Consider the following 21,917-nt stretch of genomic DNA (forward strand, 5'->3'; position numbering starts at 1 on the left):
GAAGTAAAGAGAGGGATGCATACGGTGTGCGAATGCGTTGAATTTATTGCTAACCTTACCGCAACGACTGTGTCAACGATAGCGTTTTGTCGGGCTATTTTTATCCTGTTCATTAAGCCAGGCCAGCTTTTCACCAATCTTTCCTTCCAGCCCGCGAGAGGTAGGCTGATAATAACGCGTCTGCGCCATCTGTGGCGGAAAGTAATTTTCTCCGGCTGCATAGGCATTGACTTCGTCATGTGCATAACGATACTCAGCACCCAGCCCCATTTCCTTCATCAAGCGGGTTGGTGCATTGCGCAGATGCTCTGGCACATCATAGTCAGGGTTTTCACGCGCATCGCGCATCGCAGCCTTAAAAGCGGTATACACAGCATTACTTTTCGGCGCACAGGCAAGATAAACAATCGCCTGAGCAATGGCTCTCTCCCCTTCTGCTGGCCCCACTCTGGTGAAACAGTCCCATGCCGCAATGGCTACCTGCATACCACGAGGATCGGCGTTGCCAACATCCTCAGAAGCAATCGCCAGCAATCGACGCGCCACATAGAGAGGATCGCCGCCCGCAGTAATAATCCGGGCGTACCAGTACAAGGCTGCGTCCGGCGCAGAGCCGCGAACCGATTTATGCAATGCGGAAATCAAGTCATAATAGCGGTCGCCCTTGTTATCGAACCTGGCGCTACGTTCTCCTGATACTTCGTTTAACAGTTGGAGACTGAGTTCACGCTGCCCTTCAGCGTTCACTTCCGCCATATCGGCCATCATTTCCAGCGTATTCAGAGCCCTTCGGGCATCGCCGTTGACAAGGCCAGCCACCATTTTCCGGGTTTGATCTGGCAGCACGATGTTTTCATTACCATAGCCGCGATCGCTGTCTCTCATTGCCTGAAGCAGAACCGTTTCAATATCGTCATCGGTGAGGGATTTCAGCAAATAAACGCGCGCTCGTGATAACAGGGCGGAATTAAGTTCGAATGAGGGATTTTCGGTGGTGGCACCAATAAAAGTAATGGTGCCATCTTCGATATGGGGCAGGAAAGCGTCCTGCTGACTTTTGTTGAAGCGATGCACCTCATCAACAAACAGGATAGTCCGGTGCCCGGCATTACGGTTTTGTCGCGCACGTTCAATGGCTTCACGGATCTCCTTCACACCGGAAGTCACAGCAGAGATCCTTTCCACATCGGCCTGACCATAATGGGCAATGATTTCGGCAAGAGTGGTTTTGCCTGTCCCCGGTGGCCCCCACAGGATCATAGAGTGCAACTGTCCGGCTTCAATCGCTCGCGGCAATGGTTTACCGGCCGCCAGAAGATGCTGCTGCCCGATATATTCTGCCAGAGTGCGAGGCCGCATCCGGGCGGCCAGCGGCTGAAAATTATTGTGGGAGAAATCCAGTGACAGATTACTCACGTGCTGACCTCACTGACGTTGATCGTCAACCGTTACCCCTTTCGGTGGCGTAAACGTAAACCTGTCGCTACTGACTGCGCCATTTTGCTGGCTTTTCAGCGCATAGCTACTGCGCTGACCATCCTGCTCTACCGCACTGAACTGATGAATAGTGCCGTTCGTTGAGACGTTAATGGTGAACTGCTTGAGATTACCATCAGCCGATTTTGGCGTCAGTTCAAAGCTGTCACCCTGCTGGCGGATGTTGTACTGTTTCCAGTCACTGCTTTGATTGCGGGCAATCAGCATAAAGGGCGTATTGCTGGTGGCATCCTTCAGCCAGGTGGCACTGGCCTGCTCGACAAAGGGATTGTAAAACCATAGCGTTTTGCCGTCTGAGATAAGAATGCTTTCATCCGGTGCTGTCATGTGCCAGTTAAACAGGTCAGGACGCTTAACCCACAGTTCACCTTCACCCTCCTGGACAGACTGACCACTGCCGTCAGTCACTTTCTGGGTAAAACTGGCGTAGAAGCTGCTCACTTTATTCAGACGCTGTTGCAGATCGGAAGAGGCATCAGCGAGCACAGTGGCCGAACTGAAAAGCGCCATCAGACAGCAGGTAAGCAATACTTTTTTCATCACGACATCCTTATTGAAAACTGTTTATCCCCCGTGCCGACAGGGAAGTTTGAGTGAATAACTGTAGCCAGCCAGAGAAATCATCAACAGCAGATTAACCTGAATACAACCGTCACATGAGATGTGATATGGGGGTTAAGCCCGAAAACTCAACGGGCCGGATCATCCCGGCCCGCCTGAACGAAAAAATCATCTGTTTGTTAAATTTCGTGCGGTGGTGGTGACAAGACTTCACGGTTGCCATTGTGACCAGGTGAAGAAACGATGCCCTGTGCTTCCATCTGCTCAATAATACGTGCCGCACGGTTATAACCAATACGGAACTGACGCTGTACGCCCGATATAGATGCCCGACGTTTTTCAACCACGAAGGCTACCGCCTGGTCGAACAACGGGTCCAGTTCTTCATCACCATCCAGTCCTGCTGCGCCACCTTCACTCTCTTCACCAGCAGTAATGCTGTCTATGTATTGCGGACGTCCACGCGCCTTCCAGTCCTGCACCACAGCATGAACTTCCTGATCGCGCACAAAAGCACCATGAACGCGTACCGGCATAGAAGAGTTTGGCGGCATATAAAGCATATCACCCATACCCAACAGCGACTCAGCTCCCCCCTGATCCAGAATGGTTCGGGAGTCAATTTTACTTGATACGGTAAAGGCAATACGGGTTGGAATATTGGCTTTAATCAGGCCGGTTATCACGTCAACCGATGGCCGCTGAGTAGCCAGAACAAGGTGAATACCTGCTGCACGTGCTTTCTGTGCCAGCCGGGCAATCAGCTCTTCAACTTTTTTACCCACCGCCATCATCAGATCGGCAAATTCATCGACCAGCACAACAATATAGGGCAGTTTTTCCAGCACCGGCGGCGTGGTATCCATACTGTCACCCGGTTTCCAGAATGGATCCGGGATGGGGCGTCCCATTGCATCTGCCTGGGCGACTTTTTCGTTATAGCCAGCGAGATTGCGCACGCCAAGGGCTGACATCAGCTTATAACGATGCTCCATTTCACCCACACTCCAGCGCAGCGCATTGGCCGCATCTTTCATATCGGTAACCACCTCTGTTAGCAGATGCGGAATACCCTCATACACCGACAGCTCAAGCATTTTAGGATCGATCATAATAAAGCGCACATCTTCCGGCGTGGCTTTGTATAACATGCTGATGATCATCGCATTGACGCCGACTGACTTACCAGAGCCGGTAGTACCCGCCACCAGTAAATGCGGCATTTTGGCCAAATCAGCAACGACAGGCTGACCGGCAATATCCTTGCCCAACACAACAGAAAGTGGCGAAGGATTATCGCGGAATTTGTCACACTCCAGGACTTCCCGCATATAGACTGTCTGGCGGTGTTTGTTGGGCAATTCCAGGCCGACATAGGGTTTACCCGGTATCACTTCAACCACACGCACAGCCACAGCGGAAAGTGAACGGGCAAGGTCACGCGATAAATTAGAAATACGCGCAGCCTTCACACCTGGTGCCAGATCCAGTTCGAAACGCGTGATGACCGGGCCAGGAGAGATACCAACAACCTCGGCTTTCACCCGGTAATCAGCCAGCCGCGCTTCTACCAGGCGGGCCGTCTGCTCCAGCGAAAACATATCGACGGGTTCAGCTTCAGCAGGCGGGGCAGTAAGCAAATCCAGCGTCGGCAGTGGCGTTGTGGGTTTCTCCAGAGGCTGCTCATGGCGAACCAGGAAAGGATGGAACAGGCTGTCGGCAACCGGCGATGCAGGCTCTTCCTTCTCCACAACAACAGGCGTCGATTGTTGAACCGGTGGTTGCTGCCATGCAGGGGCGGTCGGTTGTTGCGGAGCAGCCATGGTTTGCGCGACAGGTGCCGCAGTTTGCTGCTGCCAGTGAAGGTCATCCTCCTGCCCTTTTTCACCAGCCACAGGCAGCGTAAACAACGGCTCCGCAGGCCCCTCGTCGATCAGATCGTTGACCGGTGAAAAATCGAAGGCCCCTGCCGTATCAGGATGAATGACCGCGCTGTTATCCTGATCAGACGCGTGAGCATATCGCTGTTTCTGCTGCGTGGCGAACTGACGGGCAAGCGCAGCCTGTTGCAGAGCTTCTTCATCTTCGTCACTGAAGTCTTCGCCATAACGCACCTGCTGCTGTGCAAGAAAAGCCTCGCGCAGTTGCGCCTGCTCTTGCGCATCACTCTCATCATCAGAAGAGGGTGTTGGCTGAGGCTCAGCACTTTGCTGCAACAGCTCCTGCTCCCTGGCTTTCTCTTCTGCCATTCGTTGTGAAGGTAATTTAATCCCCCAGGATGCCAGCTCCCGCCGAGTGGGCAATTTAACCGGATTAGGACGCGGTAACTCTGGCCCAATCCCCTGCTTAACCTGAGAATTAGCCGGATCGCTGGTTGCAGTAAAACCTGGCATAAATGGTGCCGCGGCGGCTGTTTTAGCTGCATCAACAACGCCAGGCTGAACATTTTCAGGTTGAGAAACTGATGGCGATGAAAAATCAAACGGTGAAGAAGCAGCGTCGCGCCAGTTGCCCATCTTTGGACCGTCGTCGTCTTCCTCTGAAGCCACGACAGCCGCAGGCATCTCATCCGGCACGGAAAAACGATAAAGCGTTGGCGGGAGTTCTTCTGAAGGCGTCTGAGCAGTTGTGTTTCTCTGAACCTGTTGGGCTCCGCCCGGAGACTGGGAAGAATCTTCAGCAGAAGAGAATCCGGTCTGGGCGGCAGGCGCGGCAGGAGGAACCGTCGTAAAGTGGCTGGCAGAAGCAAGCGCAGGCGGTGAGAGAGGTGCAGAAGCAAGCGCAGGCGGTGAGAGAGGTGCAGAAGCAAGCGCAGGCGGTGAGAGAGGTGCAGAAGCTACAGCTCCAGCTTTTGCAGCTGCCACCGGGCCGTTCAGCAGTGGATCGTTCTCATCATCATAATCTGCCCGCTGGGGTTTTTCAGGTGCAGAAAGCAGCACGTCATCTTCATCAGAACGTTGAGCCGTTGCAGCTGAGGAACCGTCAGGTTTTTCATGCGGTTCGTCATCATATTCGTCCTCATCATCCTGCCAGCGTTCATCCTTACGCGAACGATTGCTGGCAAAAGTAAGTACGCCCATGACCACAGCACCGATTTTTTCAGCAATCGTCAGCCAGGACCATCCCGTGTAGAGAGTGAGGCCTGCCGCCCAGATACAGAGCAGTGTCAGGGTTCCAACTGCGCCACTGAACCACGGTGACATGGCATTGCTCAGCAGGCTGCCAATTACGCCACCCGAGGCAAAATACCAGATATCATCTGCATTCAACGCAGCCAGACCGCAGGTCGTCACCACCAGAGCCAGTACGCCGATGAGGCGCAGTGCCACAGCAAAATAATCGATGTAATCCTGCGCATTACGCTGCCGGAAAGCAATCCAGCAAAGACCACCAATGACGGGAGGAATGGCATACGCCATCACACCAAAAATAAAAAACAGGGTATCGGCTAACCAGGCACCGGGCCTGCCACCCAGGTTATGGATAGGTTCGTGCCAGGCGGTTTGAGACCAACTGGGATCGGATGGATTGAAGCTTACCAACGCCGCCATCAGATAAATGGCGAACAGAGCAACAATAATCAGTAATGCTTCCAGCAGACGTCGTCCGCTGCTCAGCGGTTGTAACGAAACTTCTTTATCTTCTGTGTATTCCTGGCTCAAGCGCATCTCCAGGTGCCTGTAAACAATGAAGGCAACAGCGCCGGGATTAACCGACGCTGGACCTGTATGAATTCACAGGAGTGTACCGAAATCTTCCAGGTTTTGCACCTGCTCTGTGTTACCGGGTTTTAATGACCAGACGGTTGCTTTGTTTCACCTCTTCCATCACCACATAGGTGCGCGTATCGTTCACACCCGGCAGTCGCAGCAAGGTTTCACCCAGCAACTTACGATAAGCTGACATATCTGGCACACGCGTTTTCAGCAAATAGTCAAAATCGCCTGAAACAAGATGACACTCCTGAGTTTCCTCAAGTTTTTGTACCGCAGCGTTGAATTGTTCAAACACATCCGGCGCGCCACGATTCAGAGTAATCTCAACAAACACCAGCAGCGAAGCATCCAGATAGTGCGGATTTAACTGCGCAGTATAGCCGAGAATAAATCCCTGTCTTTCAAGACGGCGGACGCGTTCAAGACAAGGTGTCGGTGATAAACCTACTCGCTTGGATAACTCGACATTGGAGATACGCCCATCCTTTTGCAGTTCGTTGAGGATATTGCGATCAATTCTGTCAAGATCTTTACCGGGCCGTTTTTTATTGTCTACCATTATTATTGTCTCTCTTAATACCTTCCCTTTACCTGCCATGCCCTGATCACATTCATTATCACAGGGATGTTCTAAGTGAAGTCTGGAGCCTGCTGCGATATTTCACGCACATCCGTATGAAGCATGTTGTCTGTCCACACCATGCTTCATGACCAATGACAGACCGGGTGTATCCGACTGGAAGCACAAAATCAGTCGGTTAAACCGATCTGCCAGTCGAAAAACCCTTTGCTTCCTACACTGTTTTCGCAAAAGCACAGCTGATTGTCAAAGTAAAACAACTAAAATCAGTACAACATGCCAGACGTGTCGCTGGATGACTGTTTTTTAATGGATATTTGAGCTACCCTGCACCATCTGAAGTCATTTCCCGCGCTGTTTTTGCCCATCATTCCCCATTCTGGTTCAATGTAAATTGGTTAAACCTTTTACAGCCATTGTTAACAAAATTGCTGAATGCTTTTTTTGCCTTCTTAAATTCCCTACAATCAGCAGCAGGGTAGAGAGTAAACACAGTTGAGGGTCTGATGAGCACCGCCAAACATAGCAAGTTACTGATTCTGGGCTCTGGTCCAGCTGGTTATACCGCTGCCGTTTATGCTGCACGCGCCAATCTGGAGCCGGTCCTGATCACCGGTCTGGAAAAAGGGGGACAGCTGACCACCACCACTGAAGTGGAAAACTGGCCGGGCGACCCGCACGATCTTACCGGGCCCCTGTTAATGGAGCGTATGCAGGAGCACGCCGAGAAATTTAATACTGAGATAATTTTTGACCATATTCACAGCGTCGATTTGCAACATCGTCCGTTCCGACTGACGGGCGACAGCGGCGAATACACCGCTGACGCCTTAATTATCGCTACAGGCGCTTCCGCACGTTACCTTGGGCTGCCTTCGGAAGAAGCGTTCAAAGGAAGAGGCGTATCGGCCTGTGCTACCTGTGACGGATTCTTTTACCGTAATCAGAAAGTGGCGGTCATTGGCGGCGGCAATACCGCCGTTGAAGAGGCACTTTATCTGGCAAATATCGCCGCTGAAGTCCATCTTATTCACCGGCGAGATAGTTTTCGGGCAGAAAAAATCCTCATTGATCGTCTGATGGAAAAAGTCAGCAACGGCAATATTGTGCTGCATACTCATCGCACGCTGGACGAAGTCACCGGCGACCAGATGGGCGTCAGTGGACTGCGCCTGCGTTCAGTGCTTGATGATACCCAGACTGAAGAACTGGACGTCGCCGGACTGTTTGTTGCCATTGGGCACAGCCCGAACACAGCCATCTTTAAAGATCAGCTTGAACTGGAAAATGGCTATATCAAAGTACAGTCTGGTTTGCAGGGCAATGCCACACAGACCAGTATCCCCGGCGTATTTGCTGCCGGCGATGTGATGGATCACACCTATCGGCAGGCGATCACCTCTGCCGGCACGGGCTGTATGGCCGCTCTCGATGCTGAACGCTATCTCGATGGATTAGTTAAAAACTCTCAGTAACTTGTTAAAATCCTGCATCAATTTTTCCAAAGGCGAGCGCCAGCGTTCGCCTTTTTCCCTTCTGCGTTGTAACATCGTCCATCCTCTTTCCCGGTAAATTACGGGTCGTTGCAGTGACCCTGACACTTAGCATCTGGCTCACCTGGTCATGAATAAATCACGACAGCAACAGTTATTACGCTGGCTAAAAAGCCAGAGCGCCCACAACACACGCTGGTTGCGCCTTTCACAACTTCTGGGACTTTTCAGTGCGTTATTAATTCTCGCGCAGGCCTGGCTGCTGGCAGGACTACTACACTCGTTGATAGTCAGCCATCTCCCCCGCGCAGCTCTTCTGCCGCAGTTTATTCTGCTGGGTGGCTGCTTTGCTCTGCGAGCTGTGCTGCTTTGGCTACGTGAAAAAGCCGGATTTGAATATGGCAGAGTTATCCGACAACGTTTGCGCCAGACCGTTCTGGAACGGCTGGAGTCGCTTGGGCCAGCCTGGATTCAGTGTAAACCCGCAGGGAGTTGGGCGACCTTATTGTTGGAACAGATTGAGGATATGCAGGATTACTATTCCCGCTACCGACCGCAAATGTTGCTGGCAACGCTTGTCCCCTGCTTTATTCTGCTGACACTACTCCCGGTCAACTGGGCCGCAGCGCTGATCCTGCTGGTAACAGCCCCCTTAATTCCCCTTTTTATGGCCCTGGTTGGCATGGGCGCGGCCGATGCCAACCGTCGAAATTTTCAGGCACTGTCCCGACTCAGCGGTCATTTTCTTGACCGGCTGCGCGGGCTTGACACGCTGCGACTGTTCTACCGTGGTGAAGCGGAAATACATCATATTCGCCAGGCCTCAACGGATTTCCGTCAGCGGACTATGGACGTTTTGCGCATTGCTTTTCTTTCCTCAGCAGTGCTGGAGTTTTTCGCCTCCATTTCTATTGCCGTGGTGGCGGTTTATTTTGGCTTCTCCTATCTGGGCGAACTTAACTTCGGTCATTACAATGCGGGTGTCACGCTGTTTGCCGGCTTTCTTTCGTTGATCCTCGCACCGGAATTTTTCCTGCCGCTGAGAGATTTAGGCACTTTTTACCACGCTAAGGCCCAGGCAACCGGCGCAGCAGACTCGCTTGAAGCCTTCCTGACGACAACAGCAGAATATCCGCTCAGGCAGGGTAACCAGCAGCCCGATTTCAGTGCCGGACTGACCATTGTGGCTGAGGGACTGATGATACTTTCACCACAAAATACGCTGCTGGCAGGCCCGCTGGATTTCACCGTCACTCCCGGACAACGCATTGTCATTATTGGTCAAAGTGGAGCCGGAAAAACCTCCCTGCTGAATGTGCTGTTGGGTAACCTTCCCTATCAGGGGGCGCTGCGAGTTAATGAGGTGGAATTGCGTGACATCCTGCAAGAACACTGGCATCGACAACTGGCCTGGGTTGGGCAGAATCCTCTTCTGCCAGCCAGTACGCTGGCGGGAAATATCGCGCTGGATGGAAGCAATCATCCGGCAACACTTCGGCAGGTTTGCGACGCCGCTGGCGTCACAGAATTTCTTCCTTTGATGGCAGATGGCCTGTCAAGTGAAACCGGCGAGCAGGCAGCAAACCTCTCTGTCGGGCAGGCCCAGCGTATCGCCGTGGCGCGGGCGCTGTACAAGCCCTGCAAACTTCTGCTGCTGGACGAACCCGCTGCCAGTCTGGACAGTCACAGTGAAAACCATGTCAGTCAGGCTTTGCTGGCAGCCTCCCAACAGCAAAGTACATTGTTAGTCACCCATCAGTTACATCAGTTGCACCTGTGGGATGAAATCTGGCTGATGCGTGAAGGAAAGCTTATTCAGCAGGGTAGCTTCCGGCAGTTATCGCAGCAAGGCAGCGCATTTGCCGAACTTATTTCACGACGTCAGGAAGCGGAATAATGAAAACGTTACGCCCATTCTTAGCGCTTTACCGCCGTCATTTCTGGCGTTTGTCCCTCGGAGTAATACTGGCCGTTGTCACTTTGCTGGCGAGCATTGGTTTGCTTACCCTGTCCGGTTGGTTTCTCGCTGCCTCTTCCCTTGCCGGGTGGGCTGGTTTGTACAGTTTCAACTACATGTTACCCGCCGCCGGTGTGCGGTGTGCCGCTATCAGTCGCACTGCTGCACGCTATTTTGAGCGACTGGTAAGCCATGATGGCACCTTCAGAGTGCTTGAACATCTGCGGGTTTTTACTTTCAGCAAAATACTGCCTCTTTCTCCTGGCGGTCTGGCAGGTTTTCGTCGTGCCGATTTATTGAACCGGCTGGTTGCCGACGTTGATACGCTTGATCACCTTTATCTGCGCATTATCTCACCGTTGTTGGGTGCACTGGTCGTCATTCTGGTGGTATCTGTAGGTTTGAGCTGGCTGGACTGGCAGCTGGCGCTGATGACAGGCGTGATACTGTTGCTGACCCTGTTGATCCTGCCGCCGCTTTTTTACCAACTGGGAAACCCTGCTGGCCACGCTTTAACCCGCTTGCGGGCACAGTATCGCGCTCAACTTACCGACTGGTTGCTGAGCCAGAATGAGCTGAAACTGTATGGTGCTGCGACGCGTGTTCGAGAGGAACTTAAGACAACAGAGGCACAGTGGCAGGATGCCCAACGATCCCAGGCCTCGCTGGGCGGACTTTCCCAGGCTTTGTTGCTGACCATAATGGGATTCACCGTGGTACTTATCCTGTGGCTGAGTGCTGGCGGCGTGGGTAGAGAAACCCAACCCGGCGCTCTGATTGCTCTGTTTGTGTTTTGTACGCTTGCCGCTTTTGAAGCGCTGGCTCCCGTTGGTAGTGCATTCCTGCATCTGGGCCAGGTTATCGCCTCAGCCAGACGAGTGACAGAGATAATTAATCAGCAGCCTGCGGTCATTTTCACCGGCGGCCAACAGAGTGTTAGCGATCGTGCGCAACTGCAACTGGCACAAATAAGCTTTACCTAGCCCGGTGGCAGAAAAGCGCTGGATGGGTTTTCGCTGGATATCGCCGCCGGTGAGCATATTGCCCTGCTGGGAGGAAGCGGGTGTGGTAAATCGACACTGTTACAACTCCTCACCCGCGCGTGGGACGCGGACGGCGGTGAAATTTTGTTAAACGGATTGCCGCTGAAGAATTGGGACGAGGCCACACTGCGTGGGATGACCAGCGTGGTTACGCAGCGCGTTCATCTGTTTAACGGGACATTGCGGGAAAACCTGCTGGTGGCTTCACCCGACAGCAATGATCAACAGTTAACTGCGGTGCTGCATCAGGTTGGACTGCAAGGATTATTACACGACAGCCAGGGGCTGAACGGCTGGCTGGGAGAAGGCGGACGCCAGCTTTCCGGTGGTGAGCTGCGCAGGCTGGGGCTGGCCCGCGCACTTTTGCATGGCGGTACGTTGCTGCTGCTGGATGAGCCAACTGAAGGATTGGATGCTGAAACCGAGCAGCAGATTCTTATGCTGCTACGTCAGGTAGCACGTAACAAGACGATGGTGATGGTGACTCACAGATTGCAGGGCCTGATGCATTTCGACAGAATTTGCGTTATGGAAAATGGCAGTCTGATTGAACAGGGTGAGCATCGCGAATTAATCGCAAAACGCGGCCGTTACTGGTATTTTCATCAGCGATATACGCTATAGTCACAGGCTCTCGTTCGACAGAGATTATCACCATGCGTCTGATCCAACTTTCCAGGGAATCAATCAATTTTCCTCCGCCAGAGATGGCGCTGCGGGAGCCTAACGGTTTGCTGGCAATGGGAGGAGACCTCAGCCCAGCGCGTCTGCTTCATGCTTATCACCGTGGAATCTTCCCCTGGTTCTCCGTTGGTGACCCCATTCTGTGGTGGTCACCCGATCCCCGCGCCGTGCTCTACCCTGAAAAATTTCATCTCAGCAGAAGCATGAAGCGGTTTCACCAGCGCTCCCCCTATCGCGTGACCATTAATCATAACTTTTATGGTGTGCTCGAAGGATGCGCCAGCGATCGTGCAGAAGGCACCTGGATTACTAACGAAGTTAAACGTGCCTGGTTGAAACTGTCGGAAGCCGGTCATGCACAATCGGTTGAAGTATGGCTTGATAATGAGCTGGTTGGCGGTATGTACGGGCTCTCGCTTGGAAAAATTTTCTGTGGTGAATCCATGTTCAGTTACAGAGAAAATGCCTCAAAAACAGCCCTGCTGGTATTCAGTCAATATTTTATGCAGCAAGGAGGAAAACTGATTGATTGTCAGGTGCTGAATCCTCATACCGCTTCACTGGGCGCACAGGAGATTGCCAGAGCAGACTATCTGCAACAGGTGCATACCCTGGCTCACCAGCCGCTGGCGGAAAACTGCTGGCAGCAGCAAACTCTTTTTTGATGTGAAGCCGCGATGTTTTCCACGCAAGACTGGATAACAATGATATACTGCGCGCGTTTGATATGTCGTCCGCCCTTCGCTTCCTGTATGTAGCGAGCCGGGTCTGGCCTGGCTGGGAATATTAACGCATCTCGTCTTACGGTTTTCATTACGCGCAGAAGCGAATGCAGACCCACTCTTAGCCCGCAATTCTCCGCGCTGACGTCATCACTCTCGCAGTTTTTTATTTGTACGCTTCTCTGCCTGACCCTTTGCAGAGGGGCTGATGCTGGTGAAATCACCAACAATTCTTTACATAATACCTGAAATTCGGCATTATCTTGCCGGTTAAAAAACGAAGGTTGTAACCCTCAGAGGATTCGATGGCCAAAGAAGACAATATTGAAATGCAGGGTACCGTACTGGATACGTTACCTAACACCATGTTCCGCGTTGAATTAGAAAACGGACACGTGGTAACCGCTCATATCTCCGGTAAAATGCGCAAAAACTATATCCGCATCCTGACGGGCGACAAAGTCACTGTTGAGCTGACCCCGTACGACCTGAGCAAAGGCCGCATTGTCTTCCGTAGTCGCTAACCGCTCTCTCTGCCGCTAACCCGCGCTGAAAAGTAAAAAGGCCGCACATTGTGCGGCCTTGATCTCAGGCGTTATTCATCAGGATTAGTGAACTGTTCCTTCAGCTTTACGCTTCTCTGAACTGAGGAAATGGTAAGTCAGCTCATTTTTTGCTTTATCCAGCGCAACTGAAACTGAGCCGCCGTCCACCAGCGAACCAAACAGCAGTTCATTTGCCAGCGGTTTTTTCAGGCTTTCCTGCACGGTACGCGCCATTGGACGGGCACCCATCGCCTTGTCATACCCCTTCTCGGCAAGCCAGTCCCGGGCTTCATCACTGACCTCCAGCGACACCCCTTTCGCATCCAGCTGCGCCTGCAACTCAACGATAAACTTATCCACCACCTGATGAATAACTTCAGTATCCAGGTGTTTAAACCAGATAATGTTATCGAGGCGGTTGCGGAACTCTGGCGTAAAGATTTTTTTGATCTCTTCCATAGCATCGGTACTGTTGTCCTGCTGAATCAGGCCAATAGATTTGCGCTCAGTTTCCCGCACACCGGCATTGGTGGTCATCACCACGACCACGTTACGGAAGTCAGCTTTACGGCCGTTATTATCCGTTAACATACCGTTATCCATCACCTGCAACAGCAGATTGAAAACGTCGGGATGGGCTTTCTCAATCTCATCAAGCAGGACCACGGCGTGGGGATGTTTAATCACTGCATCTGTCAGCAGTCCCCCCTGATCAAAACCGACATAACCCGGAGGCGCACCGATCAAACGGCTGACGGTGTGTCTTTCCATGTATTCAGACATGTCGAAACGCAGCAGCTCAATGCCCAATGCTTTCGCCAGCTGGACCGTGACCTCCGTTTTTCCGACGCCGGTAGGACCAGCAAACAGGAATGAACCGACAGGTTTGCGATCCTGTCCGAGCCCTGCACGGCTCATCTTAATCGCCTCGGTCAACGCCTCAATCGCATTGTCCTGTCCAAATACCAGCATTTTGAGGCGATCGCCCAGCGTTTTGAGCGTATCGCGATCAGTTGCAGAAACGCTTTTTTCTGGAATGCGGGCGATACGGGCAACGACAGATTCAATATCCGATACGTTAACCGTTTTTTTACGCTTGCTTGCCGGCATCAGGCGGGCGCGAGCGCCTGCTTCGTCAATCACATCAATGGCTTTGTCAGGCAGATGACGGTCGTTGATATATTTCACCGCCAGCTCTACTGCTGCCCGGACAGCTTTCGCGGTATAACGTACGTCGTGATGCGCCTCGTACTTAGGTTTCAGACCATTAAGGATCTGCACCGTTTCCTCAACGGAAGGTTCGGTGATATCGATTTTCTGGAAACGACGGGCCAGCGCACGATCTTTCTCAAAAATGTTACTGAACTCCTGATAAGTGGTGGAGCCCATTACGCGGATTTTTCCGCCAGAAAGAAGTGGCTTAATCAGATTGGCTGCGTCAACCTGGCCACCAGAAGCTGCACCCGCACCGATAATCGTATGAATTTCATCGATAAACAGAATACTGCTGCTATCCTGTTCAAGCTGTTTTAACAACGCTTTGAAACGTTTTTCAAAATCACCACGGTACTTGGTTCCGGCGAGTAAAGAGCCGATATCCAGTGAATAGATGGTGGCATCTTTCATCACTTCCGGCACATCACCCTGCACGATACGCCAGGCCAGGCCTTCAGCAATAGCGGTTTTACCCACGCCGGACTCGCCCACCAACAGTGGATTATTTTTACGACGACGGCAGAGGACCTGAATTGCCCGCTCAAGCTCTTTATCACGGCCAATCAGCGGGTCAATGCCGCCTACACGAGCAAGCTGGTTCAAATTGGTTGTGAAGTTTTCCATACGTTCCTCCCCGCCTGCCTGCTCTTCGTTAACTGGATTTTCCGCACCGGAAGAGGGACCAGCGTCGTCCTTCCGCGTGCCATGAGAAATAAAATTCACCACATCAAGGCGGCTGATTTCATGTTTGCGCAGCAGATAAGCGGCCTGGGATTCCTGCTCACTAAAAATAGCGACCAGCACGTTGGCCCCGGCCACTTCACTACGTCCGGATGATTGCACGTGAAAGACAGCGCGTTGTAGTACACGTTGGAAACTGAGCGTTGGCTGAGTGTCATGCTCTTCTGTACTGACCGGCAAGACCGGGGTGGTTTGTTCGATGAAGGCTTCGAGCTCCTGTCGCAGAGCCACGATATCAACGGTACAGGCTTCCAGTGCCTCTCTGGCCGACGGGTTACTAAGCAGAGCCAGTAACAGATGCTCGACGGTCATAAACTCATGACGGTGCTCGCGCGCTCTGGCGAAAGCCATGTTTAAACTGATTTCCAGTTCTTGATTGAGCATAGGCACCTCCCCCAATAGATCGCCTTATTCAGGCTTTTTCCAGCGTACACAGCAACGGATGCTCATTCTCCCTGGCGTACTTATTTACATGAGCGACTTTGGTTTCTGCCACTTCGGCAGTGAAAACACCACAAATCGCCTTTCCCTGGTAGTGGACCGCAAGCATCAGTTGCGTTGCACGTTCAACATCATAAGAAAAGAACTTTTGCAGTACGTCAATAACAAATTCCATAGGTGTATAATCGTCATTATTGAGAATAACTTTATACATCGAAGGCGGCTTGAGTCCCTCGCGAAGTTTGTCATCTGCAAGATGTTCAAAGTTAAGCCAGTCGTTAGTATTCCCCATACGTATCCACAATAAGATCGTTACCTGGTTACGCCAGACTCATTTCGTTCAGTGGTAAGTTTAACACACACTGCAAGCGGGTCAGCGCCGATGATTTTTCTGCCACACTCTTTCACTTCGCGACCTTCATCACAAAATTTGCAATAGCGTTAACTGCTTCAAATTTTGATGATTTTTTCCCAGTTCTGAAGTTCCAATTGCTTGACGCTTTGTTCTATTTCTCTACAGTACAGCCTTAAGCTGAGTGTGTTTTAACCAGCCCAGAGGCGGCAGCCTCTTCACCTCATACAATTGAACTTCTTGCGAGGGATCCAGAAGTATGGAGACGGGTACTGTTAAATGGTTCAATAATGCCAAGGGTTTTGGCTTTATCTGTCCGGTCGGCGGTGGCGATGACATCTTCGCCCACTACTCCACTATCCAGATGGATGGCTACAGAACGCTGAAGGCCGGGCAGCAGGTCCAGTTTGATGTGCATCAGGGACCAAAAGGCAATCATGCCAGCCTCATCGTTCCAGTGGAATCAGTGATGGCAGTCAGTGCATGACCCTGCCCTTACTCATTCTGACCAACCCTTGTGTAAAATGCCAGCCACCCCAGCTGGCATTTTTTACCGCTGTATTTCAATATCAGGCCGTCCCACTGATTTTCAAGCCCGCTGTCATTGAAATACCCCATCCGCTGGTAAATCTGATAATAACCGCCTGCAAGTCGAACGCTGTGCGGTAAATGCCCTTTATCCGATGCGGGTAATCAGATAAAGAGCCTGCGGATGATGCAAGTCGCTCAGCTTTACTCAGCATGAAAACTTCGTCAGGATAGTGTTTTAATTCTCTCAGGGATGAATTTTTTCATGTATTCCGGTTTGTTGATCATTCTGTTGCCGCTGGTTATCGGCTACCTGTTGCCATTCAAAAGTATTTCACTGCAAAAACTGGTCAATAAGCTGCTGGGCTGGATGGTGTACATCATCCTGTTTATGATGGGCGTCAGCCTGGCCTTTCTCGATAATCTGAGTAATAACCTGCTGACGGTATTTCACTACTCCCTGGTGAGCGCGATTTGTATCCTGCTTTGCAATCTTCTGGCATTGCGCCTGCTGGAGTGGCGTCATCCGTGGCAGCACCGCCATCACAGAGGCCCCCTGGCCTCACGGCTGCACATGATGCTTGACTCTCTTTCTCTTTGCGGCGTGGTGGCAGGAGGATTTCTTGTCGGACTCACTCACTGGGCGGTGTTAAAAAATGCCTCCGCAGCCAGTGAGTATGCCCTGCTGTTTCTCCTGTTACTCGTCGGCCTGCAACTTCGTGGCAGCGGGATGACGCTCAGGCAAATCATGCTGAACCGCCGTGGGCTGCTGGTGGCATCAGTGGTGTTTATCAGTGCATTAGCGGGTGGGATGATAGCCGCGATACTGCTTGGGCTTTCCCTGCGCACCGGCCTTGCTCTGGCATCAGGGTTCGGCTGGTACTCGCTTTCCGGCATTCTTATGACGGAATCTTTCGGCCCGGTAATTGGCAGCGCAGCCTTTTTTAACGATCTGTTGCGTGAACTGCTGGCAATTATGTTGATCCCGGCGCTAATCGCCCGCCATCGCTCGACCGCTCTGGGTTTGTGCGGTGCCACGTCGATGGATTTTACCCTGCCGGTATTACAACGCAGCGGCGGGACAGAGCTGGTTCCCGCAGCCATCGTGCATGGTTTTATTCTCAGCCTGGCGGCGCCGGTTCTTATTGCCCTGTTCTCTTCCTGATTGATCTTATTGCGCCAAATCAATCCATCTGCGCTTAGCAAAGACACCGGCCTGAATTGCGGCATAAAGTTGCATTTTACATGCAACTAAGGAGTCAGCTATGTTCTGCATTCAGTGTGAGCAAACTTTGCGTTCCCGGGCCGGTGCCGGCTGCGCTTACGCCAGAGGGGTATGTGGCAAAACGGCAGAAACTTCAGATTTACAGGATTTACTGATCGCCGTATTACAGGGACTCTCTGCCTGGGCAGTGGCCGCCCGGCAACAAGGCATCACTGACCACGCCATTGACAGCTTTGTGCCACGGGCATTTTTTGCCACCCTGACCAATGTCAATTTTGATTCTGCACGAATTATCAGTTACGCCCATCAGGCTGTTCACTACCGCCAGCAGCTAAAAGCGCAGCTGGCCTGTGTAACCTCTCATCCTCACCATCCGGCAGCAGAGATCACACTCAACAGCGAAGACCCATTGCAGCTGCAACAGCAGGCAGCAGACCGGGCATTAACCCGGCGGGATGCCAGCAAAGATAGTCACGGACTTCGCCTGCTGTGTTTGTATGGCCTGAAAGGCGCGGCCGCGTATATGGAACACGCCCACACGCATGGTCACTACCAGGAAAAAATTTACCAGCAATTTCATCAGATGCTGGCGTGGCTGGGAACCTTACCTGACAGCATGGATGAACTTCTCCAGACCGCACTGGAAGTGGGTAAAATGAACTACGCGATTATGGCAATGCTGGATGAAGCGCAAACCAGCGCGTGGGGCCATCCCCAGCCGGTCAGGGTCAATACCCGTCCCCTGTGCGGAAAAGCCATTTTAATTTCCGGCCACGATTTAAAAGAGCTGCAACGGCTGCTGGATCAGACGGTTGGCAGGGGTATTCATATTTACACCCACGGTGAAATGCTGCCCGCACATGGTTATCCCGGTCTGAAAAAGTATCCGCATCTGGCAGGAAACTACGGCGGTGGCTGGCAGGATCAACAGCAGGAATTTTCCCACTTTCCGGGACCAATAATTATGACCTCCAACTGCCTTATTGATCCTTTCGCCCGGCACTATCAACAGCGGCTCTGGACCCGAAATGTGGTTGGCTGGCCGGGTGTCAGCCATCTTACCGGGGACGATTTTTCCGCCGTCATCGATCAGGCACTCTCCCTGCCCGGTTTTCCCGACAGCCAACCGCCTGAAGAAATTACGGTGGGCTTTGGCCGTCAGCAATTATTACGTACCGTCGATACCCTGACTGAACTGCTGGCGCAAAATAAACTGCGCCATCTGTTTCTGATTGGCGGTTGTGATGGCAGCCGCAGCCAACGCAGCTATTTTACCGAGCTGGCAATAAGCATTCCGCAGGATTGCCTGATCCTGACGCTGGGCTGCGGTAAATATCGTTTTAATCAGTTCGATTTTGGCACACTGTGCAGCCTGCCTCGCCTGCTGGATATTGGCCAGTGTAACGACAGCTACGCCGCCATCGTGCTGGCTGTCTCGCTGGCGGAAAAACTGGACTGTCAGGTCAACGATCTGCCGCTTACCCTGGTGCTGTCGTGGTTTGAGCAAAAAGCCATCGCGGTGTTGCTGACCTTGCTGGCGCTGGGCGTGAAAAATATCCGCACCGGCCCTACGCCCCCGGCCTTTCTCAGTGACAACCTGCTGGCATTGCTGCACAACAAATTTGGCCTGCAATCGATCGCCACCCCCGATGAGGACCTGAAGGCGTTTCTCGGGCAATGAAACCCGCCATCAGCTGCTTTGCTCTCACATTCCGTTTGCCTCGACTATGCTTTTTCCTGCCGTTTTAAAACGGGACTGAAGCAGATCAGGAGCAGACATGAAACAAACCGTAGCCGCGCTGGTGGCAAAAACGTTAGAAAATGCCGGGGTTGAGCGCATCTGGGGAGTCACCGGAGACTCACTTAATGGTCTCAGCGACAGCCTGAACCGCATGGGCACCATTGAATGGATGCCAACCCGCCATGAGGAAGTCGCCGCATTTGCCGCCGGAGCAGAGGCACAAATCAGCGGTAAACTGGCGGTATGTGCCGGTTCCTGCGGGCCGGGCAACCTTCACCTGATCAACGGCCTGTTTGACTGTCACCGCAACAATGTGCCGGTGCTGGCGATTGCCGCCCATATTCCCTCAGCCGAGATCGGCAGCGGTTATTTCCAGGAGACGCATCCGCAGGAGCTGTTCAGAGAGTGCAGCCACTATTGTGAAATGGTGTCCAATCCGGAACAGTTACCCCAGGTTCTCGGCATTGCCATGCGCAAAGCGATTCTCAATCGCGGGGTATCGGTAGTGGTACTCCCCGGTGATGTGGCGCTGCAAGCCGCGCCGGAAGGTGCTTCCGCCGCGTGGTATACGCCGCAATTGCCGGTGGTCCAACCCTCTTCCGGAGAGCTGGCAAAACTGGCCTCGCTGTTGAATGAATCACAGAAGATCACCCTGATGTGCGGCAGCGGCTGTGCCGGTGCACATGATGAAGTGGTGCAACTGGCGCAAACGTTGAAAGCCCCTGTGGTTCATGCACTGCGCGGCAAAGAGCATATCGAATACGACAACCCTTACGACGTGGGCATGACCGGGCTGATTGGCTTCTCATCAGGTTACCACGCCATGATGAATGCCAGCACGTTGGTGCTGCTGGGTACGCGCTTTCCTTACCGGGCGTTTTATCCGGCCGACGCCAGAATTATTCAGATCGATCTCGATCCCGGCAGCTTCGGTGCACATTGCCATGTGGATATGGCGCTGACGGGTGACATCCGGGCCACGCTGACAGCGCTGTTGCCTCTGCTGGAGGTCAAACAAGACCGGGATTTTCTCGATAAAGCGCTGGAAGACTATGTTGATGCGCGCAAAGGTCTGGATGAACTGGCTACCGCTAACGACAGGCAGGCGATTCATCCGCAATATCTGGCTCAGCAACTCAGTCATCACGCTGACGCCGACGCGATTTTCACCTGCGATGTGGGTACGCCAACGGTGTGGGCCGCCCGTTATCTGAAAATGAATGGCAAACGACGCCTGCTGGGTTCGTTTAACCACGGGTCGATGGCAAATGCCATGCCACAGGCGTTAGGCGCTCAGTCAATTGACCGCGCGCGTCAGATGATTGCGATGTGTGGTGACGGCGGCTTCACTATGCTGATGGGCGACTTCCTCTCTGTCGCACAATTGAAACTGCCAGTAAAACTGGTGGTATTCAACAACAGCGTGCTGGGCTTTGTGGCGATGGAGATGAAAGCAGGGGGCTATCTTACCGATGGCACCGCGCTGGAAAATCCGAACTTTGCTGAAATAGCCACCGCCTGTGGCGTCAGAGGATTCCGCGTGGAGAAAGCGTCAGAGCTTGACGATGTCATCCGCCAGGCGCTGGATTATGACGGCCCCGCGCTGATTGATGTGGTCACCGCCAGTGAAGAACTGGTGATGCCGCCACAGATTAAAATGGAACAGGCCAAAGGGTTCAGCCTGTATATGCTGCGCGCCATTATCAATGGACGAGGCGACGAGGTGGTCGAGCTGGCAAAAACAAACTGGCTACGGTAAAACGGTCAGAGGTCTTACTTCAGGGCGCTTCGGCGTCCGTTTTCATCACAGGAGCGCCGCAGTGATCGATTTACGTAGTGACACAGTGACCCAACCCGGAGCGGCTATGCGCTCTGCAATGATGGCGGCAGAAACCGGCGATGATGTCTACGGTGATGATCCCACGGTAAACGCACTGGAGGCGAAAGCCGCCAGCCTCAGTGGTAAAGAAGCCGCCCTGTTTTTACCTACCGGCACTCAGGCTAATCTGGTTGCTCTGCTTTGTCACTGCCAGCGGGGCGAAGAATATATCGTCGGCCAGCTGGCGCATAACTATAAATATGAAGCGGGCGGCGCGGCGGTACTGGGAAGTATTCAGCCGCAGCCGATTCTGGCTGCCGCTGACGGCACGCTGCCGCTGGATGTGGTGGCGCAGTTTATCAAGCCTGATGATTTTCACTTTGCCATCACCCGGCTGCTGAGCCTGGAAAATACCCACAACGGCAAAGTGTTGCCGCTGAACTATCTGCAACAGGCGTGGGCGTTCACCCGTAAGCACAAACTGGCGCTGCATGTCGACGGCGCGCGTATTTTCAATGCCGCCGTGGCGCTGGGTGTCAGTCTGGAGGCGCTGGCGCGCTACTGCGATACCCTGACCATCTGTCTGTCAAAAGGCCTCGGTACGCCGGTAGGTTCACTGCTGTGCGGCAGCCACGACTACATTCAGCGCGCCCGCCGCTGGCGCAAAATGACCGGTGGCGCAATGCGTCAGTCCGGCATCCTGGCCGCTGCCGGGCTTTATGCTCTGGAGAATAATGTGGCCCGCCTGCAGGAGGATCACGATAACGCTGCCTGGCTGGCACAGCAGCTAAAGGCCAGCGGCGTGGATGTTTTACGTCAGGACACCAATATGGTGTTTGTTCGCCTGCCTGAAAACCAGGTGACACCACTGAAAAACTGGATGCAGGCGAAGGGGATTCGGCTCAGCACCGGGGCAGTGACGCGGCTGGTCACCCATCTGGATGTCCCTCGCCCGGCTCTGGAAACCTTAGTAGCCGAATGGCAGGCTTTCCTCGCCACACAGCCATAACGACTCTGCGCTGCCAGATTACCCTGCCGTTGCCGGGTTTTTGATCGT

General features: G+C 52.9%; 15 protein-coding genes and 1 pseudogene. 10 read left to right on the top strand and 6 right to left on the bottom strand.

The features are described from left to right. Window positions 1-72: 72 nt before the first annotated feature. From AC3RPL_RS12510 to lrp, 4 genes are all read right to left on the bottom strand, one after another. Complete coding sequence (locus AC3RPL_RS12510; RefSeq protein WP_490740252.1) at window positions 73-1,416, bottom strand: replication-associated recombination protein A; 1,344 nt, start codon at window positions 1,414-1,416, stop codon at window positions 73-75. Window positions 1,417-1,425: 9 nt separating this feature from the next. Further along, the gene (gene lolA / locus AC3RPL_RS12515) at window positions 1,426-2,037 is read right to left on the bottom strand and encodes an outer membrane lipoprotein periplasmic chaperone LolA (RefSeq protein ID WP_490740253.1); all 612 of its coding nucleotides are present in this window, start codon (window positions 2,035-2,037) and stop codon (window positions 1,426-1,428) included. A gap of 200 nt (window positions 2,038-2,237) precedes the next feature. Further along, complete coding sequence (locus tag AC3RPL_RS12520; protein WP_490740254.1) at window positions 2,238-5,720, bottom strand: DNA translocase FtsK 4TM domain-containing protein; 3,483 nt, start codon at window positions 5,718-5,720, stop codon at window positions 2,238-2,240. 118 nt (window positions 5,721-5,838) lie between these two features. Next, window positions 5,839-6,333, bottom strand: coding sequence for a leucine-responsive transcriptional regulator Lrp (gene lrp, locus AC3RPL_RS12525; RefSeq protein ID WP_006118610.1), 495 nt, complete (start codon window positions 6,331-6,333; stop codon window positions 5,839-5,841). Window positions 6,334-6,860: 527 nt separating this feature from the next. Here lrp and trxB point away from each other — a divergent pair. The 5 genes and pseudogenes from trxB to infA all read left to right on the top strand — a co-directional run bounded on the left by trxB (window position 6,861) and on the right by infA (window position 12,777). Then, window positions 6,861-7,829, top strand: coding sequence for a thioredoxin-disulfide reductase (trxB, locus tag AC3RPL_RS12530; protein WP_490740255.1), 969 nt, complete (start codon window positions 6,861-6,863; stop codon window positions 7,827-7,829). Between the two features lie 148 nt (window positions 7,830-7,977). After that, window positions 7,978-9,744, top strand: a complete 1,767-nt coding sequence (cydD, locus tag AC3RPL_RS12535) for a heme ABC transporter permease/ATP-binding protein CydD (protein ID WP_490740256.1) — start codon at window positions 7,978-7,980, stop codon at window positions 9,742-9,744. Next, a pseudogene (gene cydC / locus AC3RPL_RS12540) lies at window positions 9,744-11,471 on the top strand (heme ABC transporter ATP-binding protein/permease CydC). Before cydD ends, cydC begins: the two are co-directional and overlap by 1 nt. 32 nt (window positions 11,472-11,503) lie before the next feature. Continuing rightward, the gene (gene aat / locus AC3RPL_RS12545; protein WP_490740257.1) at window positions 11,504-12,196 is read left to right on the top strand and encodes a leucyl/phenylalanyl-tRNA--protein transferase; all 693 of its coding nucleotides are present in this window, start codon (window positions 11,504-11,506) and stop codon (window positions 12,194-12,196) included. 362 nt (window positions 12,197-12,558) lie between these two features. After that, window positions 12,559-12,777, top strand: a complete 219-nt coding sequence (infA, locus tag AC3RPL_RS12550; RefSeq protein ID WP_002211347.1) for a translation initiation factor IF-1 — start codon at window positions 12,559-12,561, stop codon at window positions 12,775-12,777. A gap of 84 nt (window positions 12,778-12,861) precedes the next feature. Here infA and clpA read toward each other — a convergent pair whose 3' ends face one another. Both clpA and clpS read right to left on the bottom strand, forming a co-directional pair. Continuing rightward, window positions 12,862-15,138 (bottom strand): ATP-dependent Clp protease ATP-binding subunit ClpA, encoded by a 2,277-nt coding sequence (gene clpA / locus AC3RPL_RS12555; protein WP_490740258.1) that lies wholly within the window; start codon window positions 15,136-15,138, stop codon window positions 12,862-12,864. Window positions 15,139-15,166: 28 nt separating this feature from the next. Next, window positions 15,167-15,487: an ATP-dependent Clp protease adapter ClpS gene (gene clpS, locus AC3RPL_RS12560; protein WP_034941207.1), complete on the bottom strand. Its 321-nt coding sequence runs from the start codon at window positions 15,485-15,487 to the stop codon at window positions 15,167-15,169. A 319-nt stretch (window positions 15,488-15,806) separates the two neighbouring features. On the opposite strand from clpS, the gene cspD reads away from it, so the two are divergent. From cspD to ltaE, 5 genes are all read left to right on the top strand, one after another. Further along, window positions 15,807-16,034: a cold shock-like protein CspD gene (cspD, locus tag AC3RPL_RS12565; protein WP_034941210.1), complete on the top strand. Its 228-nt coding sequence runs from the start codon at window positions 15,807-15,809 to the stop codon at window positions 16,032-16,034. A gap of 306 nt (window positions 16,035-16,340) precedes the next feature. Continuing rightward, entirely contained in the window at window positions 16,341-17,240 is a 900-nt protein-coding gene (locus AC3RPL_RS12570) for a LysO family transporter (protein WP_490740259.1), read from the top strand. Between the two features lie 100 nt (window positions 17,241-17,340). After that, on the top strand, window positions 17,341-18,981 hold the full coding sequence (hcp, locus tag AC3RPL_RS12575) for a hydroxylamine reductase (protein ID WP_490740260.1): 1,641 nt from the start codon (window positions 17,341-17,343) through the stop codon (window positions 18,979-18,981). 97 nt (window positions 18,982-19,078) lie between these two features. After that, complete coding sequence (poxB, locus tag AC3RPL_RS12580) at window positions 19,079-20,800, top strand: ubiquinone-dependent pyruvate dehydrogenase (protein WP_490740261.1); 1,722 nt, start codon at window positions 19,079-19,081, stop codon at window positions 20,798-20,800. A gap of 61 nt (window positions 20,801-20,861) precedes the next feature. After that, on the top strand, window positions 20,862-21,869 hold the full coding sequence (gene ltaE / locus AC3RPL_RS12585) for a low-specificity L-threonine aldolase (protein ID WP_490740262.1): 1,008 nt from the start codon (window positions 20,862-20,864) through the stop codon (window positions 21,867-21,869). The last annotated feature ends 48 nt before the right edge of the window (window positions 21,870-21,917 follow it).

The sequence above is a fragment of the Erwinia papayae genome (assembly GCF_058241465.1).